Origin of the sequence: Antarcticimicrobium sediminis (genome assembly GCF_004348975.1) — a bacterium.
GTDB lineage: Bacteria > Pseudomonadota > Alphaproteobacteria > Rhodobacterales > Rhodobacteraceae > Antarcticimicrobium > Antarcticimicrobium sediminis.
In genome coordinates this window covers 439001-452574 of the sequence record NZ_SMFP01000001.1, presented here as the reverse complement: position 1 = coordinate 452574, position 13574 = coordinate 439001, and the positions used below count along the sequence as shown (strand labels likewise).

Annotated in this window: 17 protein-coding genes; 12 read left to right on the top strand and 5 right to left on the bottom strand. The window is 64.3% G+C overall.

Annotated features, from left to right (window positions below; translation table 11 throughout):
* Window positions 1-13: 13 nt before the first annotated feature.
* Both E1B25_RS02170 and folP read left to right on the top strand, forming a co-directional pair.
* Window positions 14-949: a dihydroneopterin aldolase gene (locus E1B25_RS02170; RefSeq protein ID WP_132827030.1), complete on the top strand. Its 936-nt coding sequence runs from the start codon at window positions 14-16 to the stop codon at window positions 947-949.
* Window positions 946-1947: a dihydropteroate synthase gene (gene folP, locus E1B25_RS02165; protein WP_132827029.1), complete on the top strand. Its 1002-nt coding sequence runs from the start codon at window positions 946-948 to the stop codon at window positions 1945-1947. Before E1B25_RS02170 ends, folP begins: the two co-directional genes overlap by 4 nt.
* A 215-nt stretch (window positions 1948-2162) precedes the next feature.
* Here the strand turns inward: folP and ilvC are convergent, their stop codons facing one another.
* Complete coding sequence (gene ilvC / locus E1B25_RS02160) at window positions 2163-3185, bottom strand: ketol-acid reductoisomerase (protein ID WP_132827028.1); 1023 nt, start codon at window positions 3183-3185, stop codon at window positions 2163-2165.
* A 132-nt stretch (window positions 3186-3317) separates the two neighbouring features.
* Here ilvC and E1B25_RS02155 point away from each other — a divergent pair, with 132 nt between their 5' ends.
* The 3 genes from E1B25_RS02155 to E1B25_RS02145 all read left to right on the top strand — a co-directional run bounded on the left by E1B25_RS02155 (window position 3318) and on the right by E1B25_RS02145 (window position 5421).
* Window positions 3318-3773: an Lrp/AsnC family transcriptional regulator gene (locus E1B25_RS02155; RefSeq protein ID WP_132827027.1), complete on the top strand. Its 456-nt coding sequence runs from the start codon at window positions 3318-3320 to the stop codon at window positions 3771-3773.
* Window positions 3770-4228 (top strand): Lrp/AsnC family transcriptional regulator, encoded by a 459-nt coding sequence (locus E1B25_RS02150; protein WP_132827026.1) that lies wholly within the window; start codon window positions 3770-3772, stop codon window positions 4226-4228. The genes E1B25_RS02155 and E1B25_RS02150 overlap by 4 nt, the downstream gene beginning before the upstream one ends.
* 68 nt (window positions 4229-4296) lie before the next feature.
* A complete protein-coding gene (locus E1B25_RS02145; protein ID WP_132827025.1) occupies window positions 4297-5421 on the top strand; it encodes an aminotransferase class V-fold PLP-dependent enzyme in 1125 nt (374 codons plus the stop codon).
* A 73-nt stretch (window positions 5422-5494) separates the two neighbouring features.
* On the opposite strand, the gene E1B25_RS02140 is transcribed toward E1B25_RS02145, so the two are convergent.
* Window positions 5495-6355: a helix-turn-helix domain-containing protein gene (locus E1B25_RS02140; RefSeq protein WP_132827024.1), complete on the bottom strand. Its 861-nt coding sequence runs from the start codon at window positions 6353-6355 to the stop codon at window positions 5495-5497.
* 104 nt (window positions 6356-6459) lie between these two features.
* On the opposite strand from E1B25_RS02140, the gene E1B25_RS02135 reads away from it, so the two are divergent.
* From E1B25_RS02135 to E1B25_RS02125, 3 genes are read left to right on the top strand one after another with little or no spacing between them, the layout of a single operon-like run.
* Entirely contained in the window at window positions 6460-6663 is a 204-nt protein-coding gene (locus E1B25_RS02135; protein WP_132827023.1) for a DUF2061 domain-containing protein, read from the top strand.
* Entirely contained in the window at window positions 6656-7552 is an 897-nt protein-coding gene (locus E1B25_RS02130; RefSeq protein WP_132827022.1) for a fatty acid desaturase, read from the top strand. The genes E1B25_RS02135 and E1B25_RS02130 overlap by 8 nt, the downstream gene beginning before the upstream one ends.
* Before the next feature lie 21 nt (window positions 7553-7573).
* Window positions 7574-8476: an EamA family transporter gene (locus E1B25_RS02125; protein WP_132827021.1), complete on the top strand. Its 903-nt coding sequence runs from the start codon at window positions 7574-7576 to the stop codon at window positions 8474-8476.
* 48 nt (window positions 8477-8524) lie between these two features.
* Here E1B25_RS02125 and E1B25_RS02120 read toward each other — a convergent pair whose 3' ends face one another.
* On the bottom strand, window positions 8525-9235 hold the full coding sequence (locus E1B25_RS02120; protein ID WP_132827020.1) for an NUDIX hydrolase: 711 nt from the start codon (window positions 9233-9235) through the stop codon (window positions 8525-8527).
* Window positions 9236-9267: 32 nt separating this feature from the next.
* Entirely contained in the window at window positions 9268-9666 is a 399-nt protein-coding gene (locus E1B25_RS02115; RefSeq protein ID WP_132827019.1) for a DUF983 domain-containing protein, read from the bottom strand.
* Between the two features lie 209 nt (window positions 9667-9875).
* Here E1B25_RS02115 and E1B25_RS02110 point away from each other — a divergent pair, with 209 nt between their 5' ends.
* Genes E1B25_RS02110 through E1B25_RS02095 form a run of 4 tightly spaced genes read left to right on the top strand, consistent with a single transcriptional unit; the run spans window position 9876 to window position 12018 of the window.
* Complete coding sequence (locus E1B25_RS02110; protein ID WP_132827018.1) at window positions 9876-10478, top strand: EF-hand domain-containing protein; 603 nt, start codon at window positions 9876-9878, stop codon at window positions 10476-10478.
* 5 nt (window positions 10479-10483) lie between these two features.
* Window positions 10484-11149, top strand: coding sequence for an RNA polymerase sigma factor (locus E1B25_RS02105; protein WP_132827017.1), 666 nt, complete (start codon window positions 10484-10486; stop codon window positions 11147-11149).
* Entirely contained in the window at window positions 11142-11537 is a 396-nt protein-coding gene (locus E1B25_RS02100) for a hypothetical protein (RefSeq protein ID WP_132827016.1), read from the top strand. Before E1B25_RS02105 ends, E1B25_RS02100 begins: the two co-directional genes overlap by 8 nt.
* A 1-nt stretch (window position 11538) precedes the next feature.
* On the top strand, window positions 11539-12018 hold the full coding sequence (locus tag E1B25_RS02095; RefSeq protein ID WP_245510583.1) for a periplasmic heavy metal sensor: 480 nt from the start codon (window positions 11539-11541) through the stop codon (window positions 12016-12018).
* A gap of 42 nt (window positions 12019-12060) precedes the next feature.
* Here E1B25_RS02095 and E1B25_RS02090 read toward each other — a convergent pair whose 3' ends face one another.
* Complete coding sequence (locus E1B25_RS02090) at window positions 12061-13488, bottom strand: diguanylate cyclase domain-containing protein (RefSeq protein ID WP_132827015.1); 1428 nt, start codon at window positions 13486-13488, stop codon at window positions 12061-12063.
* Between the last annotated feature and the right edge of the window lie 86 nt (window positions 13489-13574).

The following is a 13574-nucleotide window of genomic DNA, read 5'->3' as shown; positions in this document are numbered from 1 at the left end:
AAGGCTAAAACTTATGACCACCGAAATCCGTCTCGCCTTCGCACACCCTTCGGAGCGGGCTGCGGCCACCGCGCCACGCGGGCCGCTTGACCGCATCTCGGTGCGCGACCATGTGGTCGAGGTCGAGATTGGCGCGTTTCAAGCCGAACGTGGCACCACCCAACGGGTCTGTTTCAATGTCGTGGTCGAGGTCGAGCCGCTCACCGGGCCGATCGACGATGATGTCGATCGCATCCTGTCCTATGACCGGGTGACCGAGGCGATCGAACACGAACTGGCCGACGAGCGGTTGAACCTGCTTGAAACCCTCGCCGAACGCATTGCCGAGCGTATCTTGCTGGAACCGCAGGCAATCCGGGCCTTTGTGCGCGTTGAAAAGCTTGATCGTGGCCCCGGTGCCTTGGGGGTCGAGATCGTGCGTGCCCGCACCCAGACCGCGCATGGCCCGCTGGTTGAGGATGACCGCCCGCATCCGCGGCTGGTCTATCTCTCCAATGCGGCCGTCGCCTCTCAGAACCTGTCCGGTTGGCTCGACCAGTTGGAACAGGGCGACTGCCCGCTTGTGCTTTGCGTCGGGGCGCCTGATCTGCCCACGCCGCGCACCGGCCACCGCATGACCCAGCGCCGCATCGACCTTTTGGCGATTGAACAAAACGCATGGGTTCTGGCCGCCCGTGATCCGCGCTGTGTCGTGGTCGAAACCCGGACCGAGCTTGATTGGGCCATGAAGCATGGTCAGATCAGCGTTTGGGCGCCGTCAAAGATCGTGCTCGATGCGGTCGACGGCCCCACGGCCCAGCCCGGCGACGGGGTGGCACTGGCGACATGGTTCGCCACCAGTTTTGCCGCCAAAGAGATGCTGGTGATCGGGGCCGCATTGCCCGCCGATGCGTCTGCGGATTCGGGCCTGCCGTTGCGCGCAGCTTCGGTCGGGCAGCAAACCCTATGACCTTTTATTATCGCCCCTTGGTTCAGTATGGAGCGGCCCGCCCCGACGATGCACTGCCATTGGCTGGCGGCCCGCTTTGGTTCACCCATGTCGAGGCCTTGGCGCGCGGGCAGGGCGCGCGTGTTATTCCGGCTTGGGAGGTGCCCGATCACGATCTCGAACCGCTGGTCGCCCGGCGTGCGCCGGTGGCTGGATTGCCGATGAACCGGCCCGCGATCATGGGCATCCTCAACACCACGCCGGACAGCTTTTCAGACGGCGGCAAACATCACGCCGCCGATGCCGCCCTTGCCGGTGCGCACGCCATGATCGACGCCGGGGCCGACATTCTTGATATCGGCGGCGAATCCACCCGCCCCGGTGCCGCCGAGGTGCCCGCCGACGCCGAAATCGCCCGCACCGCGCCGGTGATCGCCGCGATCCGCCGCGACAGCTCGATCCCGATCTCGATCGACACCCGCAAGGCCGCGGTCGCGCGCGCCACGCTCGATGCCGGGGCCGATCTGGTGAACGACGTGGCGGGTTTTACCTTTGACGCCGATCTTGCGCCGCTTTGTGCTGAGCGGGCGGTTCCGGTCTGCGTCATGCATTCGCAGGGCGACCCGGAAACCATGCAGCAGGATCCGCAGTACGATAACGTGCTGCTCGACGTTTACGATTTCCTTGCTGAACGCATCGCAGTGTTAGAGCGGCAGGGCATTGCGCGTGCCCGCATCGTCACCGATCCCGGCATCGGCTTTGGCAAGACGCGCGACCACAACCTGACCCTGCTGCGCGGTCTCTCCCTGTTTCACGGGCTTGGCTGCCCCATCTTGCTTGGCGTTTCGCGCAAGAAGTTCATCGGCACCATCGGGCAGGAACCCCGCCCCGAAGCCCGCGCGCCCGGCTCTATCGCCGTGGGGCTTGCCGGGCTGGCGCAGGGGGTGCAGATCCTGCGCGTGCATGACGTGCGTGAGACAGTCCAGGCGCAACGCCTGTGGCTGGCCGCGCGGGGGTAGCGCGCGCCGAGGTTCGACCAGAGTAATCCCCAGCGCACACAGGGCCGGAGCGGTTCCGCTTTGGGCGCGGATCATCATGTATTTCCGATGCGTTTTCAGGGGCCTGTCGCCTCAAGCGCATCTGAAACGAGAGAGGGGCCCCGGCTGCATGCCGAGGCCCCCTGTCTATGCGGCGAGGACGCGGAGATTGCCCCGCGCCGCTTGGTTTTCGGCGCTTAGTTCTTGTCTTTGTCGACCAGCTTGCCAGCGGTGATCCAAGGCATCATCGCACGCAGTTTGCCGCCGACCTGCTCGACGAGGTGTTCGTCGTTGATCCGGCGCGTCGCCTTGAAGAACGGTTGGCTGACCGAGTTTTCCAGCATGAAGTCACGGACGAATTTGCCGTTCTGAATATCGGTCAGAACCTCTTTCATCCGCGCCTTTGTTTCCTCATAGGGCAGCACCCGCGGGCCGGAGACGTATTCACCGTATTCCGCCGTGTTCGAGATCGAATAGTTCATGTTGGCGATGCCGCCTTCATAGATCAGATCGACGATCAGCTTCATCTCGTGCAGGCACTCAAAGTACGCCATTTCAGGGGCATAGCCCGCCTCGACAAGGGTTTCAAAGCCCATGCGCATCAGTTCGACCACACCACCGCACAGCACGGCCTGCTCGCCGAACAGGTCGGTTTCGCATTCCTCGCGGAAGTTGGTTTCGATGATGCCCGAGCGGCCGCCGCCGATGGCCGAGCAATAGGACAGGCCCAGTTCCAGCGCCTTGCCGGACGCGTCCTGATCAACGGCCACCAGACAGGGCACGCCGCCGCCTTTGGTGTATTCGCCGCGCACGGTGTGGCCGGGGCCTTTGGGGGCCATCATGATCACGTCGACGCCGGGTTTCGGCTCGATCAGACCAAAATGCACGTTCAAACCATGGGCAAAGGCGATTGCGGCGCCGTCTTTCAGGTTGTCATGCACGTATTTCTTATAGGTTTCGGCCTGCAGTTCATCGGGCATGGTGAACATGATCAGGTCGCACCATGCGGCCGCCTCGGCGATGCCCATGACCTGCAGCCCTTCGGCCTCGGCTTTCTTGGCGCTCGACGAGCCTTCGCGCAGGGCGACGACAAGGTTCTTGGCGCCCGAGTCGCGCAGGTTCAGCGCGTGGGCGTGGCCTTGAGAGCCATAGCCGAGGATGGCGACTTTCTTGTCCTTGATCAGGTTGATGTCGCAATCGCGGTCATAATATACGCGCATATCGTCTCTCCGGTTTGTGTTTTGTCCCGGGTAACATGCCCCTATCTCAACGTAAGATCAGCAACGGAATTTGATTCCTTTTCAGGTTCTGTTAGAAAACGTTTCGCCAATCAGGTGAATCGCGGGAAATTCATGCTCGATGACACAGACAGGCGCTTGTTGCGCCATCTTCAGGCTGATCCGGCGCAATCCGTGGCCGAACTTGCCCGCGCCTCGGGTGTGGCGGCAAGCAAGGCTTACAAGCGGTTGGAGCGGTTGCAGGCCATGGGCGTTCTCAAGGGGCAGCGCGCGGTGATCGACTGGCGCGCGCTGGGTTACGTGGTCGAGGTGTCGTTGCGCGTCAGTCTCGACAAGACCGAGTCGCGCGCCTTTGACGAATTCATCGCCGCCGCCCGCGCGGTGCCGGAAGTGTCCGAGATCCAGACCTTTCTGGGCCGGGTCGATGTGCGTTTGACGGTGCTGGCGCGCAGCATGCAGCATTACCAAGAGGTCTATCGCGGCCGTATTCTGACCCTGCCGCATATCGTAGATGTAGAGGCGTTGATGCATGTCTCGACCATCAAGGACGTGGAGGCATTACCGCTGTGATTGATCTGGACGACACCGACCGTGCCCTTTTGCGCGCGTTGCAACAGGATGCCACGCTGACAGCGGCGGAGCTGGGGCGGCAATCGGGGGTCAGCCAGTCTGTCGCCTGGCGGCGGGTGAAACGGCTGACCGAGGCGGGGGTGATCAAGGGGCGCCGGCTGGATCTTGATCGCGAGGCGCTGGGCTTTGGCGTGACCGTGTTTCTGGGCATCAAGCTGGTCGCCAAGGGGCATGGCAGCCTTGAAAATTTTGAGCGTGCGGTGTCCGCCATCCCCGAGGTGCAGACGGTGCAGCACGTGTTGGGCCGCTATGATTACCGGTTGCAGGTGGTGGCGCGGGATCTGTCGGATTTCGAACGTGTTCTGCGCCGTCGCATCATGACGCTGCCCGGCGCGGGAGAGGTCGAGGCCAATGTGGTGCTGAGCGAAGAGCGGCGACCGGGCCCGATCGGCTGAACGGCGCAGCTTTGTCTTTGCCCGTGGCGCTGCCGCGCGCTATGAGCAAGGAAACAAGGAGATTGCACATGGCGCTGCTCGATACCGTTGACCCCAAAGGGTTGGAAGAATTCTCGGTCGTGTTCACCGACCGCTCGCTCAATCACATGTCCGCCACCTTTCAGCAGGTGATGCGCGATATCTCTGAGATGCTGCGCGAGGTGTATGGCGCCCATGGCGTTGCGCTGGTGCCCGGTGGCGGCACCTATGCGATGGAGTCGGTGGCGCGTCAGTTCGCCCGTGGGCAAGCGGCGCTGGTGGTGCGCAACGGCTGGTTCTCCTATCGCTGGTCCCAGATCATCGAAACCGGCGGGCTGACCGAGACCGCCACGGTGATGCAGGCACGCCAGACCGGCAACGCCCGGCCCGCGCCCTTTGCCCCGGCCCCGATCGAAGAGGTGGTTGCCGCCATCCGCGCGCAAAAGCCCGGCATCGTCTTTGCCCCGCATGTGGAAACCGCTGCCGGTGTGATCCTGCCAGACGACTATGTCACGGCGTTGGCCGGCGCCGCGCATGAGGTCGGCGCGCTGATGGTGCTCGATTGTGTCGCCTCGGGCTGCGCTTGGGTGGATATGGGCGCGACCGGGGTCGATGTGCTGATCTCGGCGCCGCAAAAAGGCTGGAGCGCCTCTCCCTCTGCCGGGCTGGTGATGTTGTCAGAGCGTGCCGAGGCACGGCTGGCCGAGACCGAAAGCGACAGTTTCGCGCTCGATCTCAAGAAATGGCGGCAGATCATGCAGGCCTATGAAAACGGCGGCCACGCCTATCACGCCACCCTGCCGACGGATGCGCTGCGCGCCTTTCGCGATACGATGGCTGAAACGCGCGCCTATGGCTTTGACAAACTCTGCGCGGCGCAATGGGAGTTGGGCAACGGCACCCGCGCGATGCTGAAAGACAAGGGCGTGGTCTCGGTCGCTGCCGAGGGCTTTGGCGCGCCGGGGGTTGTGGTCAGCTATACCGAGGATCCCGATATTCAGTCCGGCAAGAAGTTCGCCGACTTGGGGTTTCAGATCGCCGCCGGTGTGCCGCTGAAATGCGATGAGCCGGAAGATTTCAGAACCTTCCGGCTGGGGCTGTTCGGGTTGGACAAGCTTTATGATGTGCCGGCGACATTGGCGCGGCTGAAAAACGCGATCGATCAGGTGCTTTAGGCGGAACGCGGGCTGTGTCCCGCATCTGTGACAGTGCGGCGGGGGGCTAAGGCCCCCCCGTCGCAAGGTGCGCTCAGATGATCTGTTCGCGCAGGTGGCGCAGATGGTCGGGCAGCGCGCGCGCGGTTGTCGTGGCCTCGCGCACAAGATGGTCGAAATGGCTGGTAAAGGTTTCGATCCGATCCCGGTCGCGGAAGGCGACATAGTGCCCGCCCGCATAGAAGACGCACAAAAGCGGCCCGAATATCGTGACCGGCGCGGAATACAGGCGTCTGGAATCGAACAGATAGATGCGCAGGCGCGGATAAAGCTGTTCTGACAGTATGAGGAACCGGTCGATCTGGTCGCGGCGCAGGTCGGCCGGGATACCCGCGTAATAGCCGGTGGCGCGGGCAAAGTTTTCCAACTCGTACAGCGGCAGGGCGATTTCATAATCCGATTGCGATCTGCGCATCCAGGTCAGCCGATCCTCTGACGCGCCAATCGCCTGATCGGCGGTGCGCCCCAGATGCGGGGCGTATTCCCATTCCAGCATCGCTCGCGTCTTGAGCATATCGGGAAGCGCGGCCGGCACATGGCGGATCTTGTAGCCCGCCGCCTCGCGGTGCCAGTCATAGATGCGCTCATCAACCAGCGCACGGGCGGCTTCGGTCAGGCTGAGACTGGCCTGAAGCAGATCGGCGGCGCTTTCCGGGCGGTCCGACAGGCTGAGCAGCCAATCGGCCGAGACCCCGAGCGCGGCGGCGCAGGCCCCCACAACATGCGCATTGGGCAACCGCGCACCCTCATCGCCCAGAAGTTGCGAGATGGTGGAGCGGTCAACCCCGACGTCGCGGGCCAGCGCGCTTTGGGTCAGGCCAGCGTGCCGCATCGCTTGGCTCAGGCGGTCACGGAATTGCAGGGCGCGCAGGCGCTTGTCGATTTTTTCCGGCATGAAGTGATAAATATCACAGATTGTGAGAATTGTTAATCATATTCAGAATGGTCACATGCCGCGGCGCAGCGTTAGCTGAGGTCGAAACAGGGCATGAGGGCAGGATGGAAACGCGCAAGCGATCTTTGGTCAAGGCGGTGATCTGGAACCTGATCGGGCTGACGGTGATGGCGGTGGTGGGGCTGATTGCCACTGGGTCGGTGGCACTCGGCGGCACAATGGCGTTGATCAATACCGGCGTGGGTCTGGTCATGTATGTGGGATATGAACGGCTCTGGGCCAATATCGGCTGGGGCCGCCATGTCTGAGTCCCGCTCAAACCGGCCCACGGCACCGGAATGGCGGACCCTTGCGCTGATCCTTGGCTGCTACGCCTCGGCGCTGGGGCTGCTCTTTGCACCGCTGCCATCGGGGCTGGTGGCGGTTCTGTTGGTGCCGGTGCTGGTATTGCATTCGTCGTTGAGCCACGAGGCCTTGCATGATCATCCGTTCCGGGCGCGCGTCGTGAACGAGGTGCTGATGGCGCTGCCGCTGACCTTGGTGATCCCCTATGGGCGGTTTCGCGATCTGCATCTGGCGCATCACCTCGATGCACGTCTGACCGATCCCTATGACGATCCGGAATCGAACTATCTCGACCCGGTGATCTGGGCCGGGCTATCGCGGTGGAGCCGGGGGCTTTATGCGCTGAACAACACCTTGCTGGGGCGCATCCTGTTGGGCCCGGCGATTGGGCAGGCGCGGTTCATGGCCGGGGATTGGGCGCAGCGCCGGGTGCGGGCGGTTTGGCAGGCTTGGGCGCTGCACCTGCCGGGGGCCTTGGCCGTGCTTTGGGTCGTGACGGTCGCACCGCTGCCGCTTTGGACTTATCTGCTGGCGTGCTACGGGGCGCTGGGGGTGCTGAAGATCCGCACCTTTCTGGAGCATCGTGCGCATGCGCAATCGCGGGCCCGCACGGTCATCGTCGAGGATCGGGGGCTGTTGTCCTTTCTCTTTCTGAACAATAACCTGCACGTGGTTCATCACATGCATCCCACCGCCCCGTGGTACCGGTTGCCGCAGCTTTATCGGGTTGGCCGCGCGCGGTATCTGAACTGCAACGAGCACTATGTCTATCGCTCCTATGGCGCGGTGATCCGCCGCTTTCTGCTTTGCCGCAAGGATCCGGTGGCTCATCCGCTCTGGCGGCGGGGGTGATTTGCGGGCAGAAGGGCGGCCATGAGTTTATGGATCCCTGTCACCCTTGCTGCAGCGAGCTTTCAGACCGCGCGCTTCATGCTGCAAAAGACCCTGAGCACGGTGCGTCTTTCGGCCACCGGCGCGACATTTGCGCGGTTTCTCTATTCGGCGCCGGTGATCGTGCTGGCGCTTGCCATCTATCTTTGGGCGAGTGGGCGCGGGATGCCGGATCTGGGCCTGCGGTTCTGGCTGTTCGCAATGCTCGGCGGCACGACCCAGATCTTTGCCACCATCTGCGTCGTGGCGCTGTTCAAACAGCGCAATTTCGCGGTCGGCATCACCTTCAAGAAGACCGAGGTGATCCAGACCGCGCTGCTCGGGCTGGTGGTGCTGAACGATCAGATCAGCGCGGGCGGCTGGGTCGCGATCTTGTTGGGATTGGGCGCGGTGCTGGTGCTGTCGCGCGCACCGGGCAGCACCGGCGCCTGGTGGCTGCATCTGGGCAATCGCGCTTCGGCGCTTGGGCTGGGCTCGGGCGTCTTGTTCGCCTGTTCCGCGGTCAGCTACCGGGGCGCCTCGCTGGAGCTGCGCGACCCAGATCCGGTATTCCGGGCCGCCGTGACACTGGCCTGCGTCGTCTGCTTTCAGCTGCTGTCGATGGGGTTTTGGATGCTGTGGCGTGACCGGGCCGAATTGCGGGCAGTCTGGGCCGCACGTAACACCGCCGCCTTTGTCGGGCTGACCAGCATGGGCGGCTCGTTCTGCTGGTTTCTGGCCTTCACCTTGCAGAACGCGGCCTATGTCAAGGCGCTGGGGCAGGTCGAGCTGTTGCTCAGCCTGCTGGCCTCGACACTGGTATTCCACGAAAAGATCACCGCCCGCGAGATCGCCGGAATGGGTCTTCTTGGGCTGTCGATCCTGGCGCTGGTCCTGACGATCTGAGGTCTGGCTGAGCCGGGGCTGAACGTGGGCTGAACGCGGGCCGCGCGCTCAGTAATGCTCGGGCATGGGATAGCCCTTGAGCTGCAGAAACAGGCTTTCTTCCTCGTTATTGCGGAAAAAGGGCACTGATTTCGGTGGCTCAACGTGATGCGCCCGTGCCGCGACCTCGGCCAGAACCACCTCGGTGATAAAGGGCAGGTCGAATTTGCGCGCCTCTTTCAGCGGGATCCACTGCAGATGCGAAAGCTCGTCGCAGGCATCGGTGAAATCGTCCAGATCGTTTTGGATCGCGCCGGCATCGACAAGGAAAAACCGCGCATCAAAGCGACGCGGCCGCCCCGGTGGGGTGAGGGCGCGGAACACGAATTGCAGCGCCTCGGCCGAGGGGATGTATCCGGTCCGGGCAAAGCTTTGCCAGTCGGCGGGGGTGTCTCCCGGCCAGACACCGGGCTTGCCCAGCACAAGGCCGGTTTCTTCCCACAACTCGCGCACGGCGGCGGCGGAGAGCGCGTTTTGCATCCCCTTGGGTGCGTTATCTTCCAGCCGGTCGTGGCAGACCTTGGGCAGGGGGGCGGCCAGCGGGATATGGGCATCGCCGGGATCGACAGCGCCGCCGGGAAACACGAACTTGTTGGGCATAAAAGCGGCCTTGGCGCCGCGCTGCCCCATCAGGATGGCGGGATTGTCCATCCGGTCGCGCAGCACGATCACCGTGGCGGCGTTGCGCACCGCGGTCTTGTCCTGTGGTGTACTCGTCATGTCCCCTCCATTTCTTCGCGCCGTCAGATCGCTCAGTCGGACCCGCCGAACCCGTTCATCCGCCGCGCCCATTGAAAGGCGACAACCGCGCCCTTCAGTCGGGGCAGAAGATAAAGCGACAGCACCAGACAGCCAATTGCAAAGATCGCGAACAGTACAAGAGGATCGGGGCGAAACGCTTCGAACACGATCAACAACAGCGGCGCCATCAGGTGGCCGACGATCAGGATCGTCAGATAGGCCGGGCCATCATCGGCGCGGTGATGGTGAAAGTCCTCGTCGCAGATCGAGCAGTTGTCGTTCACCTTGAGAAAACTGTGCAGCACCTCGCCCTCGCCGCAATTGGGGCATTTGCGCCGAAATCCGCGAAACAGCGCGGGCCAAAGCGGACGGTCGGTTTCGATATGTGCTGAAATAGTCTGATCGGTCATGAAATTCTCTCGCTGATTGCGTCCAATCTGGGGGCTGCAGATGCAAAGGGAAAGGGAGACAGGCAATCTTGCGTCCCGATGTCGCAAAGGATGTCGCAGATTTGGCCCGAAAATAAAATGATGAATTTTGCGACGGACTTTGCGTGGTGCGACGTTTGAAGGATATGAACGGCGACAAAGGGTCGTCGCGCATCAAAAGGAACGCAGATATGAAACATCGTCATTTCATTGCAGGATTGGTTCTGTCGGCAGGTGTGCTGGGGACCGGCGCGGTTTTGGCTCAAGGTCAGATGAATGGTCAGATGGGTGGGCATGGCATGCATCAGCGTCCCACCTTTGAGGAACTGGACGCCAACAAGGATGGCACCCTGACCTCGGAAGAGATGCTGGCGCACGCCCAGTCCCGGTTCGCCACTGCCGATGCCGATGGCGACGGCAAGCTGAGCCTTGAGGAAATGCAAGCGCAGGCGCGCAAGCGGGCCGATGACATGGCCGCGAAGATGCTCAAACGGATGGACCAGAACGGCGACGGTGCCGTGACATTCGACGAGATGCCCGGCCAGCGCCGTGAAAGCCGTATGGAACAGATGTTCTCTCGCTCTGATGCGGATGGCAGCGGCGGTCTGACCAAGGAAGAGTTTGATCGCGCCCACGACCGCATGGGCCGCGATGGGGACCGCAAGGGCGGTCGTATGGGCCGGGATATGGACCGTAAGGGCGACCGCATGGGGGACCACAAGCGGATGCACGAGCGCCGGATGGGTGGCGACTGCGATGGCCCTGCACGCCCGCAGAAAATGGACAACAACTAAGTCTGATGGCCCGGATCGGGACCATATCCGGGCCAAAGGGCGTGCGCGGCGGACCTGCCGCGCCGCCCGACGGCCGCAACCAGCCGCGGGAGGGTGGGGATGCGTCCCTGTCCGATGATGCTCTGGTCGCCTTGTTCGCCAATGGCGACGAGCAGGCGGCGCGGCATCTGACCGCCCGGCTGGCCCCACGGACTCTTGCGGTTGCCCGGCGCGTGCTGGGCGATCGCGACGAAGCCGAGGATGTGGCGCAAGAAGCGATGATGCGGCTTTGGCGCATGGCACCAGACTGGCAACCGGGGCAGGCGCAGGTCTCGACCTGGCTGTACCGGGTGACGCTGAACCTGTGTCTTGACCGCAAGCGGCGCGGCAAGCGTGTCGGAGCGCTGCGGCTGGACGACGTGCCAGATCCGCCGGATCCGGGCCGTACGGCGCCCGAGCGGATGCAGGACGGGGCGCGATCGGATGCGTTGCAGAGCGCGCTGATGACCTTGCCCGAGCGGCAGCGTCAGGCGGTGGTTCTGCGCCATATCGAAGAACTTTCGAACCCCGAAATCGCGGGGATCATGGAGATCAGCGTCGAGGCGGTCGAAAGTCTGACCGCCCGGGGTAAACGGACACTGGCTGCGGCATTGGCCGGGCGACGGGAAGAACTGGGGTATAGCGATGGCTGAGAACGACATCAAAGACGCCTTTCTGGAGGCGCATTTCGCGGCGGCCCGGCGTGTGGATGCCGGGATGCCCTTGGCGCTGGAGGCGCGGATGCTTGCCGATGCCGCCCGGGTGCAAGCCCAGCAGGTGCCGGTGATGCGTCCCGCAGCTGAATCACCGCGCCGGGGTATCGCCGGTGCCGCTGCCGGATTGGTGCAGCATTTCATGCGGGTGCTGGGCGGTTGGCCGGCGCTGGGCGGGCTGGTGGCGGCCTCTGCCGCCGGGGTCTGGATCGGTGTTGCGCCGCCGGATTTCCTGCCCGACCCGGTCGGGTTGATGGTGCAATACGACACCGAGGTGAACATGTTGGACAGCTATGAGCTGTCTTCGGTATTGCCGGAGGAAGGATAAGATGACCGAGTTAATTGATCGCAAACCGCCCCGGATGCGCCCGTGGCTGCGGGTGCTGTTGGGGGTGTCTCTGGCGCTGAACCTTGCTGTGGCAGGGCTGGCCGTGGGGGCCGCGATCCGCTTTGGTGGGCCAGAAAAGGCGCGCGCGCCGCAGCCACTGGGGGCGATGCTCTATCGTGAACTGCCGCGACAGGATCGCCGGGCCTTGCGCGACGACAATTTCGGGTCACGCGCCGAGCGGGCCGAGCGTCGGCGTCAGGACAACGCTGAACTGGACGCGGCGCTGCGTGCGGTGCCGTTCGATCCAGAGCGCGTCGCGGCCTTTCTGGACGAGCAGGCCAGTCGACATCACGATCTGGAGCAGGCGATGCGCAAGGCTTGGCTGCACCGGGTTGAGGGCATGAGCGTGGCCGAGCGCGCCGCCTATGCCGACCGGCTGGCCGAGGCGATGGCGCGTCACGAACACAAGGACAAACGCTGATCCCGCCACTGATGGCGCCGCTGATCCTGTGGGCGCGCGGCCTCAGACCTGCGCCGGGGCAACCGAAATCTGGTTGCGCCCGGCGTCTTTGGCCGCATACAGCGCCCGGTCGGCCTGACGGATCAGCGCCGCTGCCGGCTCGCTCCCTTGCTCCGGACAGGGGCCAAACGCCAGCCCGATGCTGAGGGTGACAGGCACCGGCGTGGAGAGGCCGGGACCGCGGATCGGGGTTTGATCAAACCGCTGACAAAGCTGCGCGGCCCCCTGCTCAGCCGACGCGCGTCCGGTGCAGGGGATTACGATCAGAAACTCATCTCCGCCATAGCGCGCGATCATGGCATCGGGCGGCAGCGCTTGGCGCAATCTGCGCGCCGCCGCGATCAGAACCGCATCTCCGACCGGATGGCCGTGGCGGTCATTGACCGCTTTGAACCGATCGAGATCGGCCAGCATCACGGCCAGCATACCGCAGCGCTCTGCCGTCGTGCGCAATGCCTCGCGCAGATGGGGCAGGGCGTGGCGGCGGTTATAAAGCCCGGTCAGCGGGTCGTGCAGCGCCGCGCGCATCCCGTCCTGCACGCTGCTGTGCAACTGCTCGGCGCGGGCCTTGCGCCGCAGCTGCGCCGCCAATCGCAGCACCAGTTCCTCCGGATCGAACCCCGGTGCGGTCACGTCATGCGCGCCGCGATCAAGCGCCGCGGCGGCCAGTCGGGCGGCATCCTCCCGTGGTATCCCTGCCGGGGGCACCGCGATCACCGCCATGTCGCGGGTGGACCCGCCCGCGCGCAGCCCGGCCAGCAGGGGCAACGCATCACCCGGCGCATCCGACGCCAGTTCGATCACTGCGGCGTCCGGGCAGGGAGAGATCGGGAAAGAGCCGGCCGCGCCGATGCGATGGCAGACAATCCGGTGATGCGGCGCAAGGCGGTTCAGGGCGCTGCGCCAGCGATCTGCCATCGCGCCAGTGGTTGTCAAAAGCGCGATCTGCGCCTGCGTTGCGCGATGGGCAAAGCCCGCCGCAGGCTCTGACAGGCCGGTCAGCGTGTCGGCCGCTGCAACCCCGGCGACCCCTGCGGTCAGGCGCAGCCCCTCGGCGCTATAGCCGGTGCGGATCAGGCTGCGGATGCGGGCCTGGAGCAACCGGTCATCCACCGGAGGGCAAAGCGCGTCGTCGATTCCCGCCGCCAGCGCCTTGAGCCGTGCGGCGCGGTCGTTCTGGGCGGTGAGCGCGATCATCGGGACCTGCCGTACCTCCGGCGCGCTGTGCAGCCTTGCCCGGAGCCCCGGCGCATCGCCGTCGGGCAGGGTCATGGCCACCAGAATCAGATCAAGCCGCACCCGGCGCGCCAGAGCCAGCGCATCGCAAAGCCGCGTCGCCATCACCACCCGGTACCATGCGGCACCGAGTTGCAGTTCCAACATCAGGCGCCGGGTGGCGTCGGCGTCGGCGATCAGAATGGTTCCATGCAAGGTCGGGCCGCCTTTTGTCCTGTCCCGCCGCGCTGTGCCCCGGATGGGGGGCGGGGGAGTATGGCAAAACTGTGGCCGAGCTTGGT